Source organism: uncultured Citricoccus sp., assembly GCF_937871995.1.
GTDB lineage: Bacteria > Actinomycetota > Actinomycetes > Actinomycetales > Micrococcaceae > Citricoccus.
Genome location: NZ_CALMQR010000125.1, coordinates 17730 through 41121, shown reverse-complemented (window position 1 = coordinate 41121; position 23392 = coordinate 17730). Strand labels below are relative to the sequence as shown.

At 72.0% G+C, this 23392-nt stretch carries 21 protein-coding genes; 18 read left to right on the top strand and 3 right to left on the bottom strand.

The features are described from left to right. The first annotated feature begins 375 nt into the window (after positions 1-375). Entirely contained in the window at positions 376-2517 is a 2142-nt protein-coding gene (locus Q0283_RS14225; protein ID WP_298045222.1) for an acyltransferase family protein, read from the top strand. Positions 2518-2575: 58 nt separating this feature from the next. Here Q0283_RS14225 and Q0283_RS14220 read toward each other — a convergent pair whose 3' ends face one another. Further along, entirely contained in the window at positions 2576-3304 is a 729-nt protein-coding gene (locus tag Q0283_RS14220; protein WP_183528254.1) for an IclR family transcriptional regulator, read from the bottom strand. A 138-nt stretch (positions 3305-3442) separates the two neighbouring features. Between Q0283_RS14220 and leuC the strand changes: the two genes are divergently transcribed. The 6 genes from leuC to Q0283_RS14190 all read left to right on the top strand — a co-directional run bounded on the left by leuC (position 3443) and on the right by Q0283_RS14190 (position 9975). Further along, positions 3443-4921 carry a 3-isopropylmalate dehydratase large subunit gene (leuC, locus tag Q0283_RS14215; protein WP_298045219.1) on the top strand — a complete coding sequence of 493 codons (1479 nt, stop codon included), beginning with the start codon at positions 3443-3445 and terminating at the stop codon, positions 4919-4921. Positions 4922-4923: 2 nt separating this feature from the next. Next, positions 4924-5526 carry a 3-isopropylmalate dehydratase small subunit gene (gene leuD / locus Q0283_RS14210; RefSeq protein ID WP_183524766.1) on the top strand — a complete coding sequence of 201 codons (603 nt, stop codon included), beginning with the start codon at positions 4924-4926 and terminating at the stop codon, positions 5524-5526. Between the two features lie 116 nt (positions 5527-5642). Further along, positions 5643-6971: a UDP-N-acetylglucosamine 1-carboxyvinyltransferase gene (murA, locus tag Q0283_RS14205; protein ID WP_183524769.1), complete on the top strand. Its 1329-nt coding sequence runs from the start codon at positions 5643-5645 to the stop codon at positions 6969-6971. A gap of 9 nt (positions 6972-6980) precedes the next feature. Continuing rightward, the gene (locus Q0283_RS14200) at positions 6981-7703 is read left to right on the top strand and encodes a 1-acyl-sn-glycerol-3-phosphate acyltransferase (protein WP_183524773.1); all 723 of its coding nucleotides are present in this window, start codon (positions 6981-6983) and stop codon (positions 7701-7703) included. Next, entirely contained in the window at positions 7700-8803 is a 1104-nt protein-coding gene (locus Q0283_RS14195; protein ID WP_298045217.1) for an NAD(P)H-dependent glycerol-3-phosphate dehydrogenase, read from the top strand. The genes Q0283_RS14200 and Q0283_RS14195 overlap by 4 nt, the downstream gene beginning before the upstream one ends. Before the next feature lie 71 nt (positions 8804-8874). Then, complete coding sequence (locus Q0283_RS14190; protein WP_183528257.1) at positions 8875-9975, top strand: D-alanine--D-alanine ligase family protein; 1101 nt, start codon at positions 8875-8877, stop codon at positions 9973-9975. 36 nt (positions 9976-10011) lie between these two features. Here Q0283_RS14190 and Q0283_RS14185 read toward each other — a convergent pair whose 3' ends face one another. Further along, positions 10012-10611, bottom strand: a complete 600-nt coding sequence (locus Q0283_RS14185) for a DUF3515 domain-containing protein (protein WP_255459410.1) — start codon at positions 10609-10611, stop codon at positions 10012-10014. A 583-nt stretch (positions 10612-11194) separates the two neighbouring features. Here Q0283_RS14185 and Q0283_RS14180 point away from each other — a divergent pair. From Q0283_RS14180 to rsmD, 4 genes are read left to right on the top strand one after another with little or no spacing between them, the layout of a single operon-like run. Then, positions 11195-12655, top strand: coding sequence for a polysaccharide biosynthesis tyrosine autokinase (locus Q0283_RS14180; protein ID WP_298045215.1), 1461 nt, complete (start codon positions 11195-11197; stop codon positions 12653-12655). Positions 12656-12665: 10 nt separating this feature from the next. Further along, entirely contained in the window at positions 12666-13661 is a 996-nt protein-coding gene (locus tag Q0283_RS14175) for a DAK2 domain-containing protein (protein ID WP_183524780.1), read from the top strand. Further along, the gene (locus Q0283_RS14170) at positions 13658-15877 is read left to right on the top strand and encodes an ATP-dependent DNA helicase RecG (protein ID WP_298045214.1); all 2220 of its coding nucleotides are present in this window, start codon (positions 13658-13660) and stop codon (positions 15875-15877) included. The genes Q0283_RS14175 and Q0283_RS14170 overlap by 4 nt, the downstream gene beginning before the upstream one ends. A 9-nt stretch (positions 15878-15886) precedes the next feature. Beyond that, the gene (rsmD, locus tag Q0283_RS14165) at positions 15887-16516 is read left to right on the top strand and encodes a 16S rRNA (guanine(966)-N(2))-methyltransferase RsmD (RefSeq protein ID WP_183524784.1); all 630 of its coding nucleotides are present in this window, start codon (positions 15887-15889) and stop codon (positions 16514-16516) included. On the opposite strand, the gene Q0283_RS14160 is transcribed toward rsmD, so the two are convergent. Next, on the bottom strand, positions 16505-17851 hold the full coding sequence (locus Q0283_RS14160) for an aminotransferase class I/II-fold pyridoxal phosphate-dependent enzyme (protein WP_183524787.1): 1347 nt from the start codon (positions 17849-17851) through the stop codon (positions 16505-16507). The genes rsmD and Q0283_RS14160 overlap by 12 nt on opposite strands. 24 nt (positions 17852-17875) lie before the next feature. Here Q0283_RS14160 and coaD point away from each other — a divergent pair, with 24 nt between their 5' ends. The 7 genes from coaD to Q0283_RS14125 all read left to right on the top strand — a co-directional run bounded on the left by coaD (position 17876) and on the right by Q0283_RS14125 (position 23389). After that, positions 17876-18346: a pantetheine-phosphate adenylyltransferase gene (gene coaD / locus Q0283_RS14155; protein ID WP_183524790.1), complete on the top strand. Its 471-nt coding sequence runs from the start codon at positions 17876-17878 to the stop codon at positions 18344-18346. A gap of 101 nt (positions 18347-18447) precedes the next feature. Then, the gene (galU, locus tag Q0283_RS14150; RefSeq protein ID WP_183524793.1) at positions 18448-19359 is read left to right on the top strand and encodes a UTP--glucose-1-phosphate uridylyltransferase GalU; all 912 of its coding nucleotides are present in this window, start codon (positions 18448-18450) and stop codon (positions 19357-19359) included. Positions 19360-19642: 283 nt separating this feature from the next. Continuing rightward, the gene (locus Q0283_RS14145; RefSeq protein ID WP_255459411.1) at positions 19643-20164 is read left to right on the top strand and encodes a DUF177 domain-containing protein; all 522 of its coding nucleotides are present in this window, start codon (positions 19643-19645) and stop codon (positions 20162-20164) included. Positions 20165-20166: 2 nt separating this feature from the next. Further along, positions 20167-20370, top strand: a complete 204-nt coding sequence (gene rpmF, locus Q0283_RS14140) for a 50S ribosomal protein L32 (RefSeq protein ID WP_029139287.1) — start codon at positions 20167-20169, stop codon at positions 20368-20370. A 6-nt stretch (positions 20371-20376) separates the two neighbouring features. Beyond that, the gene (gene rnc / locus Q0283_RS14135; protein WP_298045211.1) at positions 20377-21141 is read left to right on the top strand and encodes a ribonuclease III; all 765 of its coding nucleotides are present in this window, start codon (positions 20377-20379) and stop codon (positions 21139-21141) included. Continuing rightward, on the top strand, positions 21134-22063 hold the full coding sequence (gene mutM / locus Q0283_RS14130) for a bifunctional DNA-formamidopyrimidine glycosylase/DNA-(apurinic or apyrimidinic site) lyase (RefSeq protein WP_298045209.1): 930 nt from the start codon (positions 21134-21136) through the stop codon (positions 22061-22063). The genes rnc and mutM overlap by 8 nt, the downstream gene beginning before the upstream one ends. Positions 22064-22129: 66 nt before the next feature. Then, on the top strand, positions 22130-23389 hold the full coding sequence (locus Q0283_RS14125) for an LCP family protein (protein ID WP_298045207.1): 1260 nt from the start codon (positions 22130-22132) through the stop codon (positions 23387-23389). Positions 23390-23392: the final 3 nt, after the last annotated feature.

The following is a 23392-nucleotide window of genomic DNA, read 5'->3' as shown; positions in this document are numbered from 1 at the left end:
GCTCCGCCATGCACGCCGCATGCGTCGCCCCCAGATACCCCGTCCCCACCACCGACATCCGCAGGGGGGAGGTGGCAGGGCCCTGGGCGTCCTGGGGTGCGGGAAGGGTCGTCACGGCGGGAGTCGCTCCTGTCCGGTCGGGGAAACTGTCCAGACCGCGGGCGGTCTCCGGGCAGGATAAGGGCCGAACCGGTGATCGGCCGAACCTGCGGTCGAACACCGGGCCAACGGGAGGAGAACTCCACGTCACGGACGCCTCAGCGCTGGCCGCGGTCCGCAGGGCCCGGCGGATCCAGCAAGTGTAAATCGAGTAGGGGCGCCCCTCCGTGGTGAACCTATGCTGTGGCCATCGCGTCGCTGACATACGGGGGAGCCATGACCGAGGCCTTGGCCGCAGAGGAGCGGCAGTCTCCTCCCGGTGGCCTGCCCACGTCCCCTCGTCGCGACATCCAGGGACTCCGGGCCCTGGCCGTCCTGGCCGTCCTGATGGACCACCTCGCAGGCTGGCCGAGGGGTGGTTTCGTCGGGGTGGACATCTTCTTCGTGATCTCCGGTTTCCTCATCACCGGCCTCCTGCTCCGGGAGTATGAACGCACCGGGAGCATCTCGTTCCGCTCGTTCTACGTGCGCCGGTTCAAGCGGATCATGCCGGTATCGGTGCTGGTCCTCTTCGTCACCGTCGTGATGGCGAGCCTGCTCTTCCCCACGACGAGGACGGCCACCACGATGGGTGATGCCCTGTGGTCCCTCGTCTTCGCGGGCAACTGGCGGTTCGCCATCAGCGGCTCGGACTACTTCCAGGAAGGCGCCCTGCCCTCGCCGCTGCAGCACTACTGGTCTCTCGGCGTGGAGGAACAGTTCTACCTCGTCTGGCCGTGGCTCCTGCTGGTGGTTCTGGCCATCGTGGCACGGGCCCGGGGCACCCTGGCCGTCCGGCGTGGAGTACTGGCCGTCACGGTCCTGGCCCTGATCGTCGCCTCGTTCTCCTGGGCGCAGGCGGAAACGGCCCTGAACCCGACGGTCGCCTACTTCTCGACGGCGTCCCGGGCCTGGGAACTGGGGGTCGGTGCACTCCTGGCCGTCCTGGCCCCTGTCTTCGCCCGGCTCCCCGAACGACTGCGTTCCCCGCTGGCATGGCTCGGCTTGACGGGTATGGTCGTGTCGATATTCTGGCTCGCGCCGGGCCACGTGGGTTTCCCGGCGCCGTTGGCGCTGTTCCCGGTGGTCTCGGTCGCCGTGGTCATCGCCGCGGGGATCGGAGCACGGTCCACCGGCCCGTGGCCACTGACGAACCCGGTGAGTCGTTACGTCGGTGACATCTCCTTCTCCCTGTACCTGTGGCACTGGCCGGTCATGGTCCTCGTCACCGCGCTGACGCCCGGTGACGGGATCCGGTACTACCTGTGGTCGCTCATCCTGGTGCCCGTCCTCTCCGTCTGCAGCTACCACCTGGTGGAGGACCCGCTTCGCCGCGAGGCGTGGTTCACCCGCGAGGGGGAGCACGGCCGGCTGGGGCGCCGACCCGGTGCGCTGCGGACGGTCGCGGCCGTCGCGGTGGTGTGCGTGGCGGGCGCCGGCGTCGTCCTGGCGGCGTTCGCGGTCCGCTGGGACCACGCCGCGACAGCGGAGGGCGGACCCTCCGGTCAGGAGTCCGTCCTGGCCGGCTCGGCCGAGGCCATCGACGCGGCACCGGCCCCCACCGTGAAGGGCGGGTGCCTGGGGGCTGCGGCGATGGCGGCCGGGGAGGACTGCGCCGGCCTGCTGGGGGACCGGTTGCTGCCGTCCCTGGAGACCTTCGCCGAGGACACCGGCGGCCAGTACCAGTGCTGGCGGTCCAAGGACGGGCCCGCCTTCCCGGACTGCGACCTGGGTGACCCGGGCGGGACGCTCCGGGTGGCACTCATCGGGGACAGCCACGCGGCCTCGTTCCTTCCGGCCGTCGAGGCGGTGGCGGAACGCCACGGCTGGGAGCTGGACGTGTTCACCGGCTTCGCCTGCCACTGGTACGCCCACGAGGCGGGGGACAACTGCTACGGCCCCCTGCAGGACGCCGAGGAGGCCCTCCTGACCGGCGAGCCCTATGACGCGGTGCTGGTCACCTCCTCGCGCTACGACGATTCCCGGCCGCTCCAGGAGCGGACCGACCTGTACGTCCGGGCCTGGGAGCCCGTGGCGGCCCGGGGGACCCGGATCATCGCGGTCACCGACGTGCCCGCCGCCACGGAGGAGTCCATCCAGTGCCTGACCCGGATCGGGTTCTCCGTCACGGACAACGACTGCGGGGTGCCCCGCGAGGAGGCCCTGGCCAGGGTGGATCCCCTGCCGCGGGCGGCCTCCCGCGTGGAGGGCGCCGCCGTGGTCGACCTGACCGAGTACTTCTGCACCGAGGACCTCTGTCCGGCGGTGATCGGCAACACCGTGGTCTACCGGGACGCCAGCGGACACATCTCCTCGACCTACGCCCGGTCCCTGACGCCCTTCCTCGAAGAGGACCTGCTCGGCCTGCTGGACCAGTGACGAGCCGCAACGGGCCGTCCTGGCGTCCTCCTGAGCGGCCGCCGGACGGACACACGGGTCAGGACGAGGTGGTCTCGGCCGAGCGCACCAGCTCGGTCAGGTTGAGCGCGGCACGCATGACGGTCTCGGCATGGACCCGTCCCGGCTGGCGGGTGAGCCGTTCGATGGGGCCGGAGATGGACACCGCCGCGATGACCCGGCCGCTCGGGCTGCGCACCGGGGCGGACACCGAGGCGACGCCCGGCTCGCGCTCACCCAGGGACTGGGCCCAGCCGCGACGCCGGACCGCGGCCAGCACCGTGGGGGTGAACACGGCACCGGAGAGCCCCTCGACGAGCCGTTCGTGATCCTCCCAGGCCAGGAGCACCTGAGCGGCTGAACCGGCCTTCATGGACAGCCGGGTGCCCACCGGGATGGTGTCCCGCAGGCCCACGGGGCGCTCGGCGCTGGCGACGCAGACGCGGCTGTCCGCCTGCCGCCGGAACAGCTGGGAACTCTCGCCGGTGGCGTCCCGCAGCCGCGTCAGCACCGGCCCCGCCGCGGAGGTCAGGCGGTCCTCGCCGGCGGCGGAGGCCAGTTCTCCCAGGCGGCTGCCGAGGATGTACCGGCCCTGCAGGTCACGTCCCACCAGCCGGTGGTGGACCAGGGCGGCCGCCAGCCGGTGGAGCGTCGGGCGGGCGATGCCCGTGGCGGCGACCAGCTGGGCCAGGGAGGTGGGGCCGGCCTCGAGGGCGTCCAGGATCGCAGCGGCCTTGTCGACGACGCCGACACCGCTGGGCCGGTGCAACGCCTGGAGCTGGGGCGAGGTGGGAGGGATGTCCATACTCTGATACTAGCGTCTCAATATATGAGATTGTGTCTGAGGCGCTGGCCGCTCCCCGCAGGCGGTGCCACAGTGGAACGGTCACAGGTGGAAGGACTTGAGATGGCAGAGATCCCCGAGAACGCAGTCAATCCGGCGGCCCCGCGCACGCTGGCCGAGAAGGTGTGGCAGGACCACGTGGTCGTTCCCGGTGAGGGTGCCGGAGAGGCGCAGACCCCGGACCTGCTCTACATCGACCTGCACCTGGTACACGAGGTCACCAGCCCCCAGGCCTTCGAGGGCCTGCGGCTCGCCGGACGCCCCGTCCGCCGGCCCGACCTGACGATCGCCACCGAGGACCACAACACGCCCACGCTGGAGATCGACAAGCCGATCGCCGACCCGGTCTCGGCCAAGCAGATCCAGACCCTGCGGGACAACGCCCGCGAGTTCGGCATCCGGCTGCATTCCCTGGGCGACGCCGAGCAGGGCATCGTGCACGTCGTCGGACCCCAGCTGGGCCTGACCCAGCCGGGCATGACCGTGGTCTGCGGCGACTCGCACACCTCCACGCACGGGGCCTTCGGCGCGCTGGCGTTCGGCATCGGCACCTCGGAGGTCGAGCACGTGCTGGCCACCCAGACCCTGCCCCTGAAGCCGTTCAAGACGATGGCGATCAACGTCGAGGGCACGCTGCGCGACGGCGTCACCGCCAAGGACATCATCCTGGCCGTCATCGCCAAGATCGGCACCGGCGGCGGCCAGGGCTACGTGCTGGAGTACCGCGGCTCGGCCATCCGGTCCCTGTCCATGGACGCCCGCATGACCATCTGCAACATGTCGATCGAGGCGGGCGCCCGCGCCGGGATGATCGCCCCGGACGAGACCACGTTCGAGTACATCAAGGATCGCCCGCACGCGCCGCAGGGACAGGACTGGGACGCGGCCGTGCAGTACTGGAGCAGTCTGCCCACCGACGAGGGTGCCAGCTTCGACGCCGAGGTGTTCCTCGACGCCGACACGCTCGAGCCCTTCGTCACGTGGGGCACGAACCCGGGCCAGGGCGTGTCCCTCAGTGACACCGTGCCCTCCCCGGAGCAGTTCGAGGATCCCAACGCCCAGGCCGCCGCGCAACGGGCGCTGGAGTACATGGACCTGAGGCCCGGGACACCCATGAAGGACATCCGGGTGGACACGGTCTTCCTCGGGTCCTGCACCAACTCCCGCATCGAGGACCTGCGCACCGCCGCCTCCATCATCAAGGGGCAGGCCAAGGACGAGGACGTGCGGATGATCGTCGTCCCGGGCTCGGCGCGGGTGCGCCTGCAGGCCGAGGCCGAGGGCCTGGACCGGGTCTTCAAGGACTTCGGCGCCGAGTGGCGCTTCGCCGGCTGCTCCATGTGCCTGGGCATGAACCCGGACCAGCTGGCACCGGGGGAGCGCTGCGCGTCCACCTCCAACCGCAACTTCGAGGGCCGCCAGGGCAAGGGGGGCAGGACGCACCTCGTCTCCCCGGTGGTCGCGGCCGCCACCGCCATCCGCGGCACGCTCTCATCCCCGTCCGACCTGACCGCCGGTCAGTCCCAGTTCCAGGAGGCCTGATCATGGAACCGTTCGCCCGTCACACCGGAATCGGTGTCCCGCTCAAGCAGTCCAACGTGGACACGGACCAGATCATCCCGGCCGTCTACCTCAAGCGCATCACCCGGACCGGTTTCGAGGACGCCCTCTTCGCCGGCTGGCGCAAGGACCCGGAATTCGTCCTGAACCGTGAGCCGTATAACTCCGGGTCCGTGCTGGTGGCCGGCCCGGACTTCGGCACCGGATCCTCGCGCGAGCACGCCGTGTGGGCGCTGAAGGACTACGGCTTCAAGGCCGTGCTCTCGGCGCGCTTCGCGGACATCTTCCGCGGCAACGCCGGCAAGCAGGGCCTCGTGGCCGCCGAGGTGGACCAGCAGGACATCGAGCTGATCTGGAAGGAGCTCGAGAACCACCCGGGCACCGAGGTCACCGTGGACCTGCAGGGCCGCACCGTCAGCTGCGGCGCCGTGACGGCCGGGTTCCAGCTGGACGACTACACCCGGTGGCGGCTCATGGAGGGGCTGGACGACATCGGCCTCACCCTGCGCACAGAGGCCGAGATCTCCGCCTTCGAGGCCGCCAGGCCCCCGTTCAAGCCCGCCACGCTGCCCGCACGCACGGCCTGACCCCTCTTCGGGCCGTATGCTGGGATGCGGATCCGCGCCCCCGGGCGAACCACCCCAGTGGATCCATCACGAAGCTACGGCCCGACCCGGCGGGCCACGGAGGATGTCCACTGTCTATGGGAAATCTGCTGACGATCAACGGCGGCAAGCCGCTCGAGGGGCGCGTCAGCGTCCGGGGCGCCAAGAACCTGGTGCCGAAGGCCATGGTGGCCTCACTGCTGGGCGACAAGCCGTCCGTGCTGCGCAACGTCCCCGAGATCCGGGACGTGGACATCGTCACCGGACTGCTCTCCGTGCACGGCGTGAAGGTCAGCAAGGACCCGGTCTCGGGTGACCTGACCATGGACCCGGCGCAGACCAAGTCCGCCACGAGTTCGGAGATCGACGCCCACGCGGGGGACTCCCGCATCCCCATCCTCTTCTGCGGGCCGCTGATGCACTCGATCGGGGAGGCGTTCATCCCGGACCTCGGCGGCTGCCGGATCGGCGACCGGCCGATCGACTTCCACCTCACGGTGCTGCGCAGCTTCGGGGCCGTCGTGGAGAAGCGTCCCGGCGGCATCCACATCTCCGCGCCCAAGGGACTGACCGGCGCCAAGCTGGAGCTGCCCTACCCCTCCGTGGGGGCCACCGAGCAGGTGCTGCTGACCGCCGTCAAGGCCGAGGGCATCACGGAGCTCAAGGGCGCGGCCGTCGAGCCCGAGGTGCACGACCTGATCGCCGTCCTGCAGAAGATGGGCGCGATCATCACCGTCCAGACCGACCGGACCATCCGGATCGAGGGCGTCAGCAAGCTCTCCGGTTTCAACCACCGCGCCATCCCGGACCGCAACGAGTCCGCCTCCTGGGCCTCCGCCGCGCTGGTCACCCAGGGCGACATCTACGTCGAGGGCGCGATGCAGCGTGACCTGACGGCGTTCCTGAACACCTACCGGAAGATTGGCGGGGAGTTCGACGTCGACGACGAGGGCATCCGCTTCTGGCACGGCGGCGGCGCGCTCAAGCCGCTGGTGCTCGAGACCAACGTCCACCCGGGATTCATGACCGACTGGCAGCAGCCCCTGGTGGTCGCCCTGACGCAGGCGGAAGGGGTGTCGATCGTCCACGAGACCGTGTACGAGAACCGATTCGGCTTCACGGACGCCCTGGTACGCATGGGCGCCTCGATCCAATTGCACCGGGAGTGCCTGGGCTCGGTGCCGTGCCGCTTCGGGCAGCGCAACTTCCTGCACTCGGCCGTGATCTCCGGACCCACCGAGCTGCACGGGGCGGACTTCGACATCCCGGACCTGCGCGGCGGGTTCTCGCACCTCATCGCGGCCCTGGCCGCCAAGGGCACCTCGCAGGCCACCGGCATCGAGATCATCAACCGGGGCTACGAGAAGTTCATGGACAAGCTGACCGGCCTCGGCGCCGACGTCGAGCTCAGCCGCATCAGCCGCTAGGAGACTGTCTTGACCGCACCAGCCGGGCTCCGCGCCGGGTACTTCGCCGCGTCCCTCCTGGTCCGTCCCGGACTCAACGCCATCATGGCCAAGGAGTGGCAGGGCACCGAGAACATCCCGGACTCGGGCTTCATCGTCTGCGCCAACCACGTGTCCAACCTGGACCCGCTGGCCATGGGCCACTTCGTGTACAAGCAGGGCCACCTCCCGCACTTCCTGGCGAAGTCCGAACTGTTCCAGCTGCCGGTGATCGGCGGGCTGCTCACCGCCATGCGGCAGATCCCGGTCGACCGCTCCCGCGGCGGGAACGACTCCCTGCTGGCCGCGGACGCCGTCCTCGCCCAGGGCGGGGCCATCATCATCTACCCGGAGGGCACGCTGACCTCCGACCCCGACCTGTGGCCGATGAAGGCCAAGACCGGGGCGGCCCGGCTCGCCCTGAAGACCGGGGTCCCGGTGATCCCGGTGGCCCAGTGGGGCATCCAGGAGGTCCTGCCGCAGACCGCCACGGTGCCCTCCGTGCGGCCCCGCCACACCGGCAGGATCCGTGTCGGCACGCCGGTGTCCCTGGACGACCTGCGGGAGGCGCCGCTGACCCGGGCCGTGCTGGAGACCGCGAGCGAACGCATCATGTCCGCCATCTCCTCCGAGCTGGAGGTCCTGCGCGGGGACAAGGCACCCGAGGGGCGCTGGAACCCGCGGACCGGCCAGCGGGAGACGGTCCAGGCATGACGGGTTCCCGCACGCCGGGCGGGCCCCCGGTCGCGGCGGACCGCGCCCCGGCAGGCCCGGCACCCGAGACCCCCCGCAGCGAACGGATCGCCGTCGTCGGTGCCGGCAGCTGGGGGACGACCTTCGCCAAGGTGCTGGCAGACAGCGCCGCCGAGCGCGGCCTCGCCGATCCGGAGATCGTGCTCTGGGCGCGCCGCCCGGACGTGGCCGCCGGCATCAACGCCGCGCACCGCAACCCGGACTACCTGCCGGACATCGACCTGCCGGAGGCGCTGACCGCGACCACGGACCTCGCCGCGGCCGTGGCGGGCGCCGGCATGGTGCTGGCCATCCCCGCCCAGGAGGTCCGCGGGCACCTGCCCGAGATCCGTGCGCACCTGGCCCCGGACGCCGTCGTGGTCTCCCTCGTGAAGGGGCTGGAGCGCGGCTCCGACGCGCGGATGAGCGAGCTGTGCGCCGAGGGGCTCGGCCTGGCCGCGGACCGCTTCGCCGTGGTCTCGGGACCCAACCTGGCCCTCGAGATCGCGCGCGAGGAACCGACGGCGACCGTCGTCGCCTCGGCCTCGCCCGGGACCGCCGCCTGGGTCGCCGAACGGGTCTACGGCCCCTACTTCCGGCCCTACACGAACACGGACGTGGTCGGCGTGGAGATCTGCGGGGTCGTCAAAAACGTGATCGCCCTGGCCGTCGGCATCTGCGACGGACAGGGCCTCGGCGACAACTCCAAGGCGTCGATCATCACGCGCGGACTGGCCGAGACCTCACGCCTGGCCGTGCGGCTCGGCGGCCGGGCGGAGACCCTGTCCGGACTGGCCGGCCTGGGGGACCTGGTGGCCACCTGCGCCTCGCCCCTGTCCCGCAACCGCAGCGCCGGCCGGCTCCTCGGACAGGGGCTCGACGTCGCGGCCACCACGGCCCGGCTGCGCCAGACCGCCGAGGGCATGAAGTCGGTCTCGGCCGTGGTGGACCTCGCGCGCCGACACGGCGTGGAGATGCCCATCAGCGAGGCGATCAACGCCGTCATCGCTGGCAGACTCGACGTCGACACCCTCGCGGGGCTCCTGTTGGCCCGCGACCTCAAACCGGAAGGACGACATTGACCCAGGACCCAGCCCTCCGTCCCGGCAGCGTCGGAGACAAGCACTGCCCGGGTTCGGGCCGGGACGGCCGGTTGCGCGTGCTTGTGCTGTTCGGCGGCCGCTCCTCCGAGCACCCCATCAGCTGCATCACGGCCGCCGGTGTCCTGAACGCCATGGACCCGGAGAAGTACGAGGTGGTGCCCGTGGGCATCACCACGCAGGGCCGCTGGTCGGCGGTCGCCGCGGACACCGCCCAGTGGAACCTGACCGGCACCGAGCTGCCCTCCGTCCCGGAACCGGACCAGCCCCTCGTGCTGGGGGCCACCCCGGACGGCGGACACGAACTGACGTCCGCCACCGATGCCGAGTCCCACGGGCCCATCGACGTGGTGTTCCCCCTGCTCCACGGCCCCTTCGGGGAGGACGGGACCCTGCAGGGCATGCTGGAGATGGCCAACGTGCCCTACGTGGGCCCCGGCGTGCTCGCCTCCGCCGTCGGGATGGACAAGCACTTCATGAAGATCGCCTTCCAGGCCGCCGGGCTCGCGGTGGGACCCTGGGAGACCATCACCGACCGGCAGTGGCTGACCGCCCCGGAACGGGCCCTGGACCGGGCCGAGGCCCTGGGCTACCCGCTGTTCGTCAAGCCCGCCCGCGCCGGGTCGTCGATGGGGATCAGCCGGGTGACCGACCGCGAGGGCCTGCGCACCGCCGTCGGGGTCGCCCGGGAGCTGGACCCCAAGGTCGTCGTGGAGGCGGGGATCGCCGGCCGGGAGATCGAGTGCGCCGTGCTGGACGGCCACGGCACGGACCGTCCCCGGGCCTCCCTGCCGGGTGAGATCGTGGTGCACGCCGGAGCCCAGCAGCACGAGTTCTACGACTTCCAGGCCAAGTACCAGGACGACACGGCAGCGGACCTGTCCTGCCCCGCGGACCTGCCGGAGGCCGCCATCGCCGAGGTCCAGGAGCTGGCCGTGCGGGCCTTCGAGGCCGTGGACGCGGAGGGCCTGTCCCGCGTGGACTTCTTCTACACCCCGGACGGGCGGTTCGTGATCAACGAGATCAACACGATGCCGGGGTTCACGCCGATCAGCATGTACCCGGCCATGTGGGAGCGCTCAGGCCTGGGCTACCGGGAGCTCATCGACGAACTGATCACCCTGGCCGTGGAGCGCGGGACCGGCCTGCACTAGCGTCCACGCCGGCCCGCACCACCCCGTCGGCCCGCGCTACCCGGTCGGTCCGGGCGTCGCCGGAATGGTCTCCGTGGGCGCCGACGTGCAGCCCCCGGTCGCCGGGATCCTCGAGACGGCCGGGGCCAGGTCCACCATGACCGAGCTCGAGGCGGCACGGGTGTCGTCGAACAGCACCTCGACCGCCGGCGTGCGCCCGTAGGTCGTCAGCGTCCAGAACTCGCCGTCGTCCCGGGTCACCCAGTCCACCCCGTTGGCGGTCACGCAGTGTTCGGTGGTCGGCCCGGGGGTCGGGACCCCGCAGCGCAGGATCACGGCCGAGGGCTCGCCCCAGGCCGCCGTGGCCTGGCTGTCCGTCTCGCGCCGGTCCAGGCCGGCGACGGCGTCCGGCAGGGCCACCATGGCCTCGGCGCACACCGGGTCAGTGGCCTCCGGGGCGGGCTCGACGTCGGCCACCGGCGCGGCACAACCGGTCACCAGGAGGCCGGCGGCCACCATCCCCACGCCGAGCGCGGCGTTCCGGCGCCCGGCGGCGCGCGGCCGCCCCGCGGGACGGCAGGGGAGACCGGCCTGGGCCGGACCGCCGGAACCGGCGGATCGGACGCGAACCTCGGAGTCAACACCGCGCGAAAGCATCCACCCAGCCTACGACGGCTGGCCGTGACCGTGACGTAGCATGGTTCCCAGCGCCGCGGAAGAGGGGGGTCGTCCCGGGCCGGGTCCCCAGGTGTGCGCTCTCCACCGACATGCCGACCCAGCCCGATCGCGGAGGACCCCCTTGTCCCACCCTGTGCGCCGTGACGCCGAGACGGTGGGACATCTCCCCGACGTGGCCTCGACCGCCGGATGCGGTGAGGTCCGGGTGACGGATCGGCCCTGCCCCCCGCGAGCGATCGACCCCGCGTTCCTGACGCCGGTGGTGACGGGAACTCCGGGTAGGATCACCGATGTGGTCACGGAGCTATCCCCCTACCTGACCATGGACGATTCCCCCACCGTCGGCACGTTGGCCGGCCGGGGGAGGACCATGACAGACCTCCGGTCCGGCGACGCCGACATGTTCACGCTGCCGACCCCTGGCGTCGGCCGGGTGCGGGGACAATCGGCCGCCTGGCCGGACGTACAGGCAATCGCGACCACCGGCCCAGCGTTGGGCCAGGGCGAGATGGCGTCGTATCGAACCGGTCGGTGACCGGGACCAACCAGAAAGGATCGCGACTTGGACCTGCGCGACTACATCCGGATCCTGCGGAACAATTGGCTGTCGATTCTGTTGATCACCCTCCTGGGCGTCGCCGTCGCGGCCGGCGCCACGGCGCTGACGAAGCCCACCTACACGGCGCGGACCCAGATCTTCGTCGCGGTGAACTCGGGGGAGACCGCCACTGACATCCTGCAGGGCTCCAGTTTCTCGGAGAAGCGCGTCACGTCCTACGTCACCCTGGCCAAGAGCCCGCGCGTGCTGCAGCCGGTCATCGACGAGCTGGGCCTGGACGCCAGCCCCACGGCGCTCGCCGCGACCGTGGAGGCCACCGCCCCGCCGCAGACGGTGCTGATCAACCTGTCCGCGAGCCAAGAGGATCCGGCCCGGTCGGCCGAGATCGCCAACGCGGTGGCCGAGTCCCTGATCGCCACCGTCTACGCGGTCGAGGATCCCGAGGGGGGTGGCGACCCGTTGGTGGACCTGTCCGTCGTGGAGAGCGCGGACGTGCCGGTGTCCCCGTCCAGCCCCCGCGTGGCGCTCAACCTGGTGCTCGGCCTCGTGGTCGGTGCCGCGCTCGGCGTCGCCTTCGCCCTGCTGCGCAGCCTGCTGGACTCCCGTATCCGCAGCCGCGAGGACGTCGAGCGGGTCACGGACGCCCCGGTGCTCGGTGCCTTCGCCGACCACAAGGACGCCGAGGACGAGGCCATCATCTCCCTGGACGACCAGTTCGACCCGCGGGCCGAGAACTACCGCCAGTTGCGCACCCACCTGAAGTTCACGAACGTCGACGGCGGCACCCAGTCCGTGGTCGTGACCTCCCCGATCCCGGGCGAGGGCAAGACCACCACCGCCTGCAACCTGGGCATCATGCTCGCCGAGTCCGGAAGCCGCGTGCTGGTCATCGATGCCGACCTGCGCCGTCCGCGAGTGGCCAAGACGCTGGGCCTGGAGGGGGCCGTCGGGCTGTCCACCGTCCTGTCGGGCCAGATCGACCTCGAGGACGCCATCCAGCCGTGGGGGCCGGACGGCGAGCTGGACGTGCTCACCTCGGGTGAGATCCCGCCGAACCCCTCGGAACTGCTCGGTTCGGACGCCATGCGGCGGCTCATGCACCAGCTCGAGGGCCGGTACGACATGGTCCTGCTCGACGCACCTCCGCTGCAGCCGGTCACCGATCCCACGGTCCTGGCCGCGATGGCCTCCGGCGTCATGCTCGTCACGCGCGTGGACGGTTACGTGCACCGCGAACAGCTGCAGGGCGGGCTGGACAGCCTGGAGTCCGTGGACGCGCGCCTGCTGGGCCTGGTCCTGACCCGCGTGCCGAACCAGCGCGGCACCTACTACGCCTACCAGTACGCCTATCAGTCCGACGTCGTGGAGCCGACCTCGAGCCGGCGCGCCCAGGGTGGCCGCGGATCCGCCGAGTCCAGTGACCGGAACGGCCAGAAGGCGCTGACGGACATGCGGTTGCGTTGAGGTACCCGGCATGACGGAGGAGGCACAGTCCCCCCGGGCCACCTCCCGGGTGCACCGGTGGCTCGCCCTGTCGGAGACCGCCCTGGGCAACGCCTCGGACCGGATGGACGCCATCAACATCTTCCCGGTCCCGGACGGGGACACCGGCACCAACCTCTACGGGACGGTCCGTGCCGCGCGGGCAGCCCTCGAGGACCGGTCCGCGGACGACGTCGGGGAGGCGCTGTCCATCGCCGGACGCGCGGCCCTGGACCAGGCCCGGGGCAACTCGGGCACCCTGCTGGCCGTCATGCTCATCGGCATGTCCGAACCGCTGACCGGTCATGAGCGGATGACCGCGCCCTCCCTCGCCGTGGCGCTGGACCGCGCCCGGGCCAGCGCCTGGGCCGCCCTGTCCGACCCCCAGGAGGGCACCATGCTGACGGTGCTCGCCACGGCCTCCCGGGCGGCCTCCGAGTACGTCTCCCGGCACGCCGACCTGCCCGACGACCAGCTCCGGGGCCGCAAGGAACTCGGCAACGCCCTGGACGCGGTGGTGGACGCCGCGTGGCAGGCCGTGGTGAACACCGAGGGCCAGTTGCCCGCACTGGCCGAGGCCCATGTGGTGGACGCCGGCGGCCTGGGGCTGCTGCTGGTGCTGGACTCACTGCGGGCCACCGTCCTGGGCACCGGCATCGACCCCGGACTGCTGGATGGCCTGCACGGATTCTCCGCGGGGGACCCGCACATCCACCAGGGCAGGGAGTCGCCGGTCGGCTACGAACTGATGTGCAGCATCTCCCTGGACCCGCTGACCGCCGCGACGCTGCGCTTCGAGCTCAACGAGGTGGGTGACTCCGTGATCATGAGCCCGGTGGACGCCCCGGCCGACGGCGAGGGGCCCGTCCGCTGGCGACTGCACGTGCACGTGGACGACCACGCCTCCGCCGAGGCGCTGGTCCGCAAGGCCGGCACCCCGGAGAACCTGGTCGTCACCCCGCTGCAGGATCCGGGGCAGTCCGGGTGAGCCCCGACCCGCTCGACCAGCCGCTGGAACGGCTCCTGGGCGGCAAGACCGCTCAGCGCCTGGAGCGGGAGCTGGGCCTGCGGACGGCCCGGGATCTCCTGGAGCACTTCCCGCGCCGCTGGATCGAGCGCGGGGAGATGACCGCCATCGCCTCCCTGCCCGTGGGCGAGCAGGTCACGGTGGTCGCCCGGGTGGTGTCCGCCAGCAGGCGTCCGATGCACTCCCGGCGCGGCTTCATCGTGGACGTCACCGTGACGGACGACGACACCTCACGTCCGGCCAGCCTCGACATGGCCTTCTTCAACGGCTACGACGCCCAGCGCCGCCTCAAGCCCGGGCTGCGCGCGATGTTCCACGGCAAGACGGCCCTCTACCGCGGTGAGCTGACCCTGAACAACCCGGACTTCTCGGTGCTGGACGACTCCGAGCAACCGGACCGGGAGGACCTCGCCCCGGTTCCCCTGTACCCGGCCACCGCGAAGGTCCCCAGCTGGGTGCTGCGCAGTTCCGTGTCCACCGTGCTGGACGCCCTGGACTGGGCCGGCGTCGAGGATCCCGTGCCGGCCGCCCTGCTTGAGGACGCCGCGGACGACGGCGTCCCCCTGCCGTCCCTGGCCCAGGCGTACCGGGACATCCACCGGCCCGTGGAGGTGCGCGACGCCCACCGGGCGCGCCGCCGGTTCGCCCTGCACGAGGCGCTCGTGCTGCAGGGTGCACTGGCCGTGCGCCGGCACGCCAGCGCCGCCCACCGGGCGGTGGCCCGGCCCGCGGTCGAGGAGGGCCTGCGGTCCGCGCTGGACCGACGCCTGCCGTTCACCCTGACCGCCGGCCAGGTCTCCGCCGGCCAGGTGCTGTCCGCGGACCTGTCCCGCGACCATCCCATGAGCCGGCTGCTGCAGGGCGAGGTCGGCTCCGGCAAGACGCTCGTGGCGCTGCGTGCCATGCTCCAGGTGGTCGACGCCGGCGGCCAGGCCGCGCTGGTGGCCCCGACCGAGGTGCTGGCCGTCCAGCACCACCGCTCGCTGGTGTCCGTCCTCGGCCCCCTGGGGCGGGCCGGCCGGCTCGACGCACCGGACGGACCCGCCACCGAGGTGGTGCTGCTGACCGGCTCCATGCCCGCCGCCGCCCGCCGCGAGGCCCTGCTGAAGATCGCCTCCGGCCAGGCGGGGCTGGTGGTGGGCACCCACGCGCTGTTCTCCGGCACCGTCCAGTTCGCCGACCTGGGGCTGGCCGTGGTGGACGAGCAGCACCGCTTCGGCGTGGACCAGCGCGAGGCGTTGCGCCGGGCGAACCCCGGAACCCACCTGCTGGTCATGAGCGCCACCCCGATCCCGCGGTCCGTGGCCATGACGGTGTTCGGTGACCTCGACCTGACCGTGCTCCCGGGGCTGCCCTCGGGACGGCAGCCGGTGGCCACCCACGTCGCCCGCATGGCCCACGGCCCGCGGATCATCGCCCGGGTGTGGGAGGTGATCGCCGAGCAGGTGGCCGCCGACCACCAGGCCTTCGTGGTCTGTCCCAAGATCGACCCGACCGACGCCGGCGCGGCCGACGAGGCAGACGGGGACGGCGGCGCGGCCGCGTCCCGCGACCGTCGTCACGACGCCGCGGTGGAGGACATGGTGCCCCGGCTGCGGGAGCTGCCCGCGCTGCGGGGTGCACGGATCGCCGGTCTCCACGGGCGGCAGGACCAGCAGGCGCAGGCAGAGGCCATGGGCCGGTTCGTGGCGGGTGAGGTCGACGTGCTCGTGGCCACCACCGTGATCGAGGTGGGCGTGGACGTGCCCAACGCCACCGTGATGGCCATCCTGGACGCCGACGCGTTCGGCCTGTCCACCCTCCACCAGTTGCGTGGCCGGGTGGGGCGGGGCACCGCCCCGTCCATCTGCCTGCTGGCGACCCGCCTGCCGGACGGTCACCCGGCGGTGGAACGCCTCGAGGTGGTCGCCGGCACCCAGGACGGGCTGGAGATCGCCCGGGCCGACGTGATGCAGCGGGGGGAGGGCGACATCCTCGGTGCGGCCCAGCACGGGGGGAGCCGGCTGAAGGTGCTCAAGGTGCTGCGTCACGCCGACCTGATCGACCTCGCCGCAGGCTGGATCGAGGACCACCAGGGCCCCGACGGGACGCTGGAGGGCCACCCGGCGCTGGCCGCGGCCGTTGCCGCCTGGGAGGCCGGGCACGTCGGAAGCGGCGACTACCTGGAGAAGGGCTGAGGGACGCATATGCCCAGGATCATCGCCGGCCAGGCCGGTGGACTGCAGTTGTCATCGGTGCCGGGGGACGGGACCCGGCCGACCACCGACCGCACGCGGGAGGCGCTGTTCTCGTGGCTCGCGGCGCGCGGCTGGCTGGAGGAGACGGCCGTGGTGGACCTGTTCGCCGGCTCGGGGGCGCTCGGTGGCGAGGCCGCCTCCCGCGGGGCCGCACGGGTCCTGCTGGTGGAGCGGGACCGCCGGGCCGCCGGGGTGTGCCGGAAGAACGCCGCGGCCGTGAACCACCGGCTGGGCCGTGACGTGGTCCAGGTGGCCGTCGGGGCCGTCGACCAGGTCCTGTCCGGGCCTGCCGGTGCCGGGCCCTGGGACCTGGTGCTGGCCGATCCGCCGTACCCGCTGGAGGGGCCGGCGCTGACCGCGACCCTGGAGCGGATCGCGGCGGTGATGGCCCCCGGGGGCCTGCTGGTGCTCGAGCGATCCGTCCGGTCCGTCGAGCCCGAGTGGCCCGCGGGGATCGAGGTGCTCGAGGCACGGACCTACGGGGAGACGGTGCTGTACTACTGTCTCGGCCCGGACGATACGGCGTCCGGCGACCCCGACGCTGGCGCCGGGGACGGCGCGGGGCACTCAGCCGGCTGAGACCGCCGGCAGTGCCGCGAGCCGGCGCACCGCGTCCTCGATGGTGTCCATCGGCTTGCAGAACGCCCAGCGCATCCAGGACCGCAAGCGGCGCGCACCGTCTCCGTCGCCGTCGTCGGGACCACCGGCGGTGCCCTCCGGGCCACCGGTCCCGGGGCCGGGTGTGCACAGCGCACTCACCGGGATGCCCACGACGCCGGCCCGGGCGGCGAGCGCCTCGGTGGCCGCCGCGGCATCGTCCAGGCCCACGGCGGACAGGTCGGTCACCGTGAAGTAGCCCGCGGCGGGCACGACCGGATCGAGGCCTGCCGCCCCCAGCCCGGCGAGCAGCCGGTCGCGGGAGGCACGCAAGCGGTCCCGCTGGCCGGCGAGGAAGACGTCGCCGTCGGCCAGGGCCCCGGCGATGGCCGACTGGTAGGCCGGGCCCGTGGAGTAGGTGAGGAACTGCTTGACCGCCCGCACGGCCGCCACCAGTTCGGCCGGCCCGGTCACCCAGCCCACCTTCCACCCGGTCAGCGAGAAGCTCTTGCCGGCCGAGGACACGGTCAGGGTCCGCTCCCACGCCCCGGGGACGGCCGAGACGGGGTGGTGCCGGCCGTCGTACACCAGGTGCTCGTAGACCTCATCGGACAGGATCAGGACCCCGTGCCGGGCACAGACCTCGACGAGCCGGCCGAGCAGCACCGGGTCCGGGACCACACCCGTGGGATTGTGGGGGGTGTTGAGGACCACCACACGGGTGTCCGGGCCGAGGGCGCGTTCCAGGGCCTCCGGCTCCGGCAGGAAGTGCGGGGGCCGCAGCGGGACGGCCGTGAACCGGGCACCGGCCAGCGCCGTCATGGCCGCGTAGGAGTCGTAGTACGGCTCGAAGGCCACCACCCCGTCGCCCGGGCCGACGAGGGCCAGCAGGGCGGCCGCGATGCCCTCGGTGGCTCCCGTGGTCACCAGGACCTGCCGGTCCGGGTCCAGTTCCAGGCCGTAGTGGCGCCGCTGGTGGGCGCTGACCGCCTGCCGCAGGACGGGCAGGCCCAACCCCGGGGCGTACTGGTTGGCCCGGTCCGCGCCGGTGCGGATCGCCTCGGCGGCACGGTCGCGGATCCATGCCGGCCCGTCCTCGTCCGGGGAGCCCTGGCCGAGGTTCACGGCCCCGTGCCGGGTGGCCAGTGCGGTCATGGCCTCGAAGACGGTGGGCGTGGGGACGCCTCCGGCCAGCAGCCCCGCCGCCGCGGCGGTGCGCCGCCAGGGCTCGGGGCGTCCGTCCCGGGTCGTGGACGGGTGCCGCGTGGGCCCCGTGTCGTCAGGTTGCGGGCCTCGGGCGGGCGCTGTGGTTCCCATGGTGCTCCATAGTATGTTCGGTGCATGCGTCGCGCCGTCTGCCCAGGATCCTTCGACCCCCTGCACAACGGGCACGTGGAGGTGATCGCGCGCGCCAGCAACCTCTTCGACGAGGTCATCGTGGCGGTGTCCACCAACTACGCCAAGAGCCACCGCTTCGACCCGGAGACCCGCATCGAGATGATCCGGGAGACCGTCTCGTCCCTGCAGGGGATCTCCGTGGTGCCGATGGGGGAGGGGCTGCTGGCGGAGTTCTGCCGCAAGGCCGGGGCCAATGCCATCATCAAGGGCCTGCGCAACACCACGGACCTGAACTACGAGATGCCGATGGCCGCGATGAACCGCCACCTGACCGGTGTGGAGACCGTGTTCCTGCCCTCGGACGGGCGCTACGCCCACCTGTCCTCCTCCCTCATCAAGGAGGTCGGCCAGCTCGGCGGTGACATCTCCGAGTTCGTCCCCCGGGCCGTGATGCGCCGGCTGGCCGAGCCCTGAGGCGCCGGCGGCCCTGACGGCCCCGGCGGCCGGACGCCCCCGGCGGTCATCCGGCGCCATCCGTCACCGTGCCGGTCACCTGGCCGGGTTATCCTGCCCCCATGACTTCCCGTTCCAAGAATCCCCGCACCCACAAGGCCGTCATCCCGGCCGCCGGCCTGGGCACCCGTTTCCTGCCGGCCACCAAGGCGATGCCCAAGGAGATGCTCCCGGTGGTGGACAAGCCCGCCATCCAGTACGTGATCTCCGAGGCGCGGGCGGCGGGCCTGGACGACGTGCTGATGGTCACGGGCCGGTCCAAGCGGGCGCTGGAGGACCACTTCGACCGGGTACCCGCCCTGGAGCGCACCCTGGAGCTCAAGGGGGACTTCTCCAAGCTGGACAAGATCCAGGAGGCCACCAACCTCGGGGACATCCACTTCATCCGCCAGGTCGATCCCAAGGGCCTGGGCCACGCCGTGCTGTGCGCCGCCCAGCACGTGGGCGAGGAGCCGTTCGCGGTGCTGCTCGGCGACGACCTCATCGACGAGAACGACAACCTGCTCCAGCGGATGATCGACGTCCAGCAGGCCAAGGGCGGTTCCGTCATCGCCCTGATGGAGGTCCCGCGCGAGAACATCTCGGCCTACGGGGTCGCCGAGGTCACCGCCGTGGAGGGCGGACCGGAGGACGTGGTTAAGGTGACCGGGCTGGTGGAGAAGCCCTCCGCGGAGGACGCCCCGTCCAACCTGGCCGTCATCGGCCGCTACGTCCTGGACCCGGTGGTGTTCCAGATCCTGCGGCGCACCGGCCCCGGCCGGGGCAACGAGATCCAGCTCACCGACGCCCTCCAGGTGCTCGCCGAGGGCACCGGGGAGGGCTTCGGGGTCCACGCCGTGGTGTTCCGCGGCAAGCGCTACGACACCGGGGACAAGCTCAGCTACCTCAAGGCCGTCATCGAGCTGGCCAGCGCCCGCGAGGACCTGGGACCCGAACTGCGCCCCTGGCTCAAGGACTTCGCCGCGTCCATCTGACCCGCTCCCGGGCACCTCAGCCGTCCCCGCGCCGCGGACGCCCGGTCCCCGCCCGCGTCCTCGCGGGCGGGGACCGGTACGTCATTTGGACCGATGGGGCCGAACCGCTAGACTGGTGAGCCGGTCCTGCGGGTTCTTCCCTGCCCGGATTCCTCGTTGGGGGGGATCCGAACCGTCGTCTACTGTCCATCCGGAAGGAATGCTGATGTCCGCGTCATCGTCCCCGGCTGCCAGCGGCGCGTGGGTGGTATCCGTCAAGGACCTGGTACGCAGCCCGGGGTCCATGAGGACCCTGGAGGAGCAGTGGCCGGCCCCCGGGGCATTGTCCACTCCGCTCATCGGCATCCCGGAGCATGCTCCCGTGGACGTCGAGCTGCGTCTGGAATCGGTCCACGAAGGCATTCTGGTCACCGGCGAGGCGCATGCCGAGCTGGTGGGCGAGTGCAGTCGTTGCCTCGACCCGATCCGGGACGGGATCACCGTTGACCTGCAGGAGCTGTTCCTCACTGCCGCCCCCGAGGGTGACAGCGACGAAGAGCGCCTGGTGGTCCACGAGACCGTGGACCTGGAACCCGTCCTCCGGGACGCCGTGGTGACGGCCCTGCCGTTCCAGCCGGTGTGCCGGGACGAGTGCCAGGGCCTGTGCCCCGACTGCGGCATCCGACTGGATGACGCGCCCGCGGACCACGCCCACGAACAGCTGGATCCGCGCTGGGCGGCGCTGGCTGCACTGACCAACCCAGCCGAGGCCGGCACCGCCGGTCCGGACCAGAAGACCTCATCCGACGAGACAGAAGAGAGATAGCCGTGGCAGTTCCGAAGCGGAAGATGTCCCGTTCCAACACCCGTGCCCGCCGCTCCCAGTGGAAGGCCACCGTGCCCCCGCTGGTGAAGTCCGTGGAGAACGGTCGCGTCACCTACCGCCTGCCGCACCAGGCCCAGGTCGTGACCGACTCCGCAGGTACGCCGTTGTTCCTGGAATACAAGGGCCGCAAGGTCGCCGACGCCTGAGTGCCCATGGCACCCAGTTCGTCCGGTGAGCACCGGCCGGCCGTGACCGGCCGGGCGACAACTGAAGACCTTCTCGAGCGTCTCGGGGTCGATATCGCCGCCGGGACGCTCGCTCTTGCCCTGACACACCGGTCCTACGCCTACGAGCACGGCGGGCTGCCCACCAACGAGCGCCTCGAGTTCCTGGGCGACTCCGTGCTCGGCTTCGTCGTCACGGACCACCTGTACCGCACCCACCCCGACCTGGCCGAGGGCGACCTGGCCAAGATGCGGGCCGCCGTCGTGTCCACCCGGGCCCTGGCGTCCGTGGCCCGGTCCATCGGCGTCGGCCCGTCCATCCTGCTCGGCGAGGGGGAGAAGCGCACCCGCGGCCGGGACAAGGACTCCATCCTCGCCGACACCCTGGAGGCGCTGATCGGCGCCGCCTACGTGGACCTCGGCCTGGAGGCCGCGCACGGGCTGGTGCACCGCTTCGTGCTGCCGCTGCTCGACGACGCCTCGGCCATGGGTGCCGGGACGGACTGGAAGACCTTCATCCAGGAGGCCGCCGCCGGCGGGAACCTGGGGGCTATCGAGTACCGCATGGAGTCCACCGGTCCGGACCATGACAAGGTCTTCACCGCCACCCTCGTGATCGGCGGCGTCGACTACGCCTCGGCCTCCGGCGGATCCAAGAAGGAGGCCGAACGACTGGCCGCCGCCAACTCCTGGGAGCGGGTGTCCGCCGCGGCACAGGCCCGCAGCGCACCACCGGCGGGTGCCGGTGCCTGAACTGCCCGAGGTCGAGGTCGTCCGCCGGGGACTGGAACGCTGGGCCGCCGGCCGGCCGGTCTCGGCCGTGGAGGTGCTCGACGCCCGGTCCACCCGCCGCCACGACGCCGGCCCGGCCGACTTCGCCGAGCGGCTCACCGGGGCGCGGCTGGCGGTGCCCGAGCGGCGCGGCAAGTACCTCTGGATCCCCCTGGCGGACCGCGGACCGGACGCGCATTCCCTGGTCGCCCACCTGGGCATGAGCGGACAGCTGCTGGTCAGCGAGCCCGGCGACCCCGAACCGCGGCACCTGCGCATCAGGCTCCTGCTCGAGCCCGCCGAGGACGCGGGAGACGGTGAGGACCGCTCCCGTGAGCTGCGCTTCGTGGACCAGCGGATCTTCGGCGGACTGTTCCTGGACCCCCTCGTCGAGGCGGCCGACCGCCCCGGACAGCTGCTGCCGGCCTCCGTGGCCCACATCGGCCGCGACCCGATGGACCCGGTCTTCGACCCGGAGGCGGTGCATCGCCGGCTGCGGCTGCGCAGGACCGGGCTCAAGCGCGCCATGCTGGACCAGACACTCGTCTCGGGCATCGGCAACATCTACGCGGACGAGGCGCTGTGGCGGGCCCGGTTGCACTACGCCCGCCCCACCGAGACCCTGAACCGCACCGAGTCGTCGCGGTTGTTCGAGGCCGTGCGCGAGGTCATGGCGGAGGCACTGTCCCAGGGCGGGACCAGTTTCGACTCGCTCTACGTCAACGTCAACGGGGACTCCGGCTACTTCGACCGCTCCCTCGACGTCTACGGGCGGGCCGGGCAGCCCTGCCGCCGCTGTGCCCGGCAGGGACGCGAGTCGATCATCGTCCGGGACCGGTTCATGAACCGGTCCTCCGCATACTGTCCCCGCTGCCAACCGGTGCCGCGACGGGCCCGCTGGTAGTCACGCCGTCGTCCCGCGCGGGCGCTAGCATGGGACGGATCCTCTTGTAGTCGTTAGGAAACCCCTGTGTCCTCACCCGACCCCGGTCAGTACGCGCCCCGACGCGAGGTGCGCAAGCCCACCCGGCGGCGCCACACCGTCCGCAACGCGCTCCTGGTGGCCGCTGCCCTCGTGCTGGTCGTGCTCGTCGTCGTGGGCATCTACGTCGCCTCGATCGCCACGGCCTTCAACGACAAGCGCCAGACCGTGGATGCGGGCATCGCCACCCAGGCCGCGGTCGACGACGGCGCCCTCAACGTGCTGCTGCTCGGGTCCGACTCGCGCGGCGAGGGCATGGACACGGCGGAGAACAAGGGGGAGGACGGGGAGCGCTCGGACACCATGATGCTCGTCCACGTCCCGGAGGACCGCCAGGACGTCTACGTCATGTCCCTCGTGCGCGACCTCTGGGTCGAGATCCCCGGCGAGGGAGAGCGCAAGATCAACGCGGCGCTGGGCCTGGGCGGCTACCCGCTGGTGACCGCGACCGTGGAGAACCTCGTGGGCGTGAACGTCGACCACCTGGCCGTGATCGACTTCGAGGGCTTCAACGGGCTGACCGAGGCCGTGGGAGGCGTCCAGGTCTGCAACCCCAACACCTTCTCCTCCGGGCAGATCAATCCCTCGTACTTCCCGCAGGGGGAGATCCTGCTGCAGGGGGCGGACGCGTTGCGCTACGTGCGCGAGCGCAAGGCCTTCATGGGCGGTGACTTCGAGCGCGTGGCCAACCAGCAGCGGTTCGTCTCGGCCATGGTGGACCAGGTCCTCACCGTGGACACGCTGGCCAACCCCCAGAAACTCACGGACGTGATCAACGCCATCGTGCCGTTCATCACCGTGGACGAGGGCCTCGACGCCGCCACGATCGCCGGCTACGGACTCCAGCTCAACGGGATCCGCTCCGGGGACATCCACACGTTCACCGTGCCGCACGGGTCCCCGACCGAGGGCCCGGGCGGTGCCTCGATCGTGGAACAGGACGAGGAGGCCATGGCCGAGTTGCGCCGTGCCCTGCGGGACGACCAGCTGGACGAGTACCTGTCCGGCGGAACCGAGGAGGGCCAGGACGGCCCGGACGGCGGCGCGACGCCGTCCGGCAAGGCCACCTCCCCGGCGCCGTCCGCCGAACCGTCCTCCGCTCCCGCGACGACCGGGACGGACGAACCCGGCGCCACCGGCGGTCCGGGCACCTCGGACGCGCCGACCCCCGGGGACGGCGGCACGGGGACCCCGGGCGGGACCTCTGCCGAGCCGGTCGTCCCGGTCAACCCCTGCGTGGGGTCCTGACCC

Bases quoted from the DNA above. Each gene is read 5' to 3' on its own strand.
- leuD (WP_183524766.1), top strand. From the start codon at position 4,924: ATGGAACCGTTCGCCCGTCACACCGGAATCGGTGTCCCGCTCAAGCAG.
- galU (WP_183524793.1), top strand. From the start codon at position 18,448: ATGACTTCCCGTTCCAAGAATCCCCGCACCCACAAGGCCGTCATCCCG.
- Q0283_RS14160 (WP_183524787.1), bottom strand. From the start codon at position 17,851: ATGGGAACCACAGCGCCCGCCCGAGGCCCGCAACCTGACGACACGGGG.
- rnc (WP_298045211.1), top strand. From the start codon at position 20,377: ATGGCACCCAGTTCGTCCGGTGAGCACCGGCCGGCCGTGACCGGCCGG.
- coaD (WP_183524790.1), top strand. From the start codon at position 17,876: ATGCGTCGCGCCGTCTGCCCAGGATCCTTCGACCCCCTGCACAACGGG.
- Q0283_RS14185 (WP_255459410.1), bottom strand. From the start codon at position 10,611: ATGCTTTCGCGCGGTGTTGACTCCGAGGTTCGCGTCCGATCCGCCGGT.
- Q0283_RS14225 (WP_298045222.1), top strand. From the start codon at position 376: ATGACCGAGGCCTTGGCCGCAGAGGAGCGGCAGTCTCCTCCCGGTGGC.
- Q0283_RS14195 (WP_298045217.1), top strand. From the start codon at position 7,700: ATGACGGGTTCCCGCACGCCGGGCGGGCCCCCGGTCGCGGCGGACCGC.
- leuC (WP_298045219.1), top strand. From the start codon at position 3,443: ATGGCAGAGATCCCCGAGAACGCAGTCAATCCGGCGGCCCCGCGCACG.
- rsmD (WP_183524784.1), top strand. From the start codon at position 15,887: ATGCCCAGGATCATCGCCGGCCAGGCCGGTGGACTGCAGTTGTCATCG.
- murA (WP_183524769.1), top strand. From the start codon at position 5,643: ATGGGAAATCTGCTGACGATCAACGGCGGCAAGCCGCTCGAGGGGCGC.
- Q0283_RS14145 (WP_255459411.1), top strand. From the start codon at position 19,643: ATGAGGACCCTGGAGGAGCAGTGGCCGGCCCCCGGGGCATTGTCCACT.
- Q0283_RS14175 (WP_183524780.1), top strand. From the start codon at position 12,666: ATGACGGAGGAGGCACAGTCCCCCCGGGCCACCTCCCGGGTGCACCGG.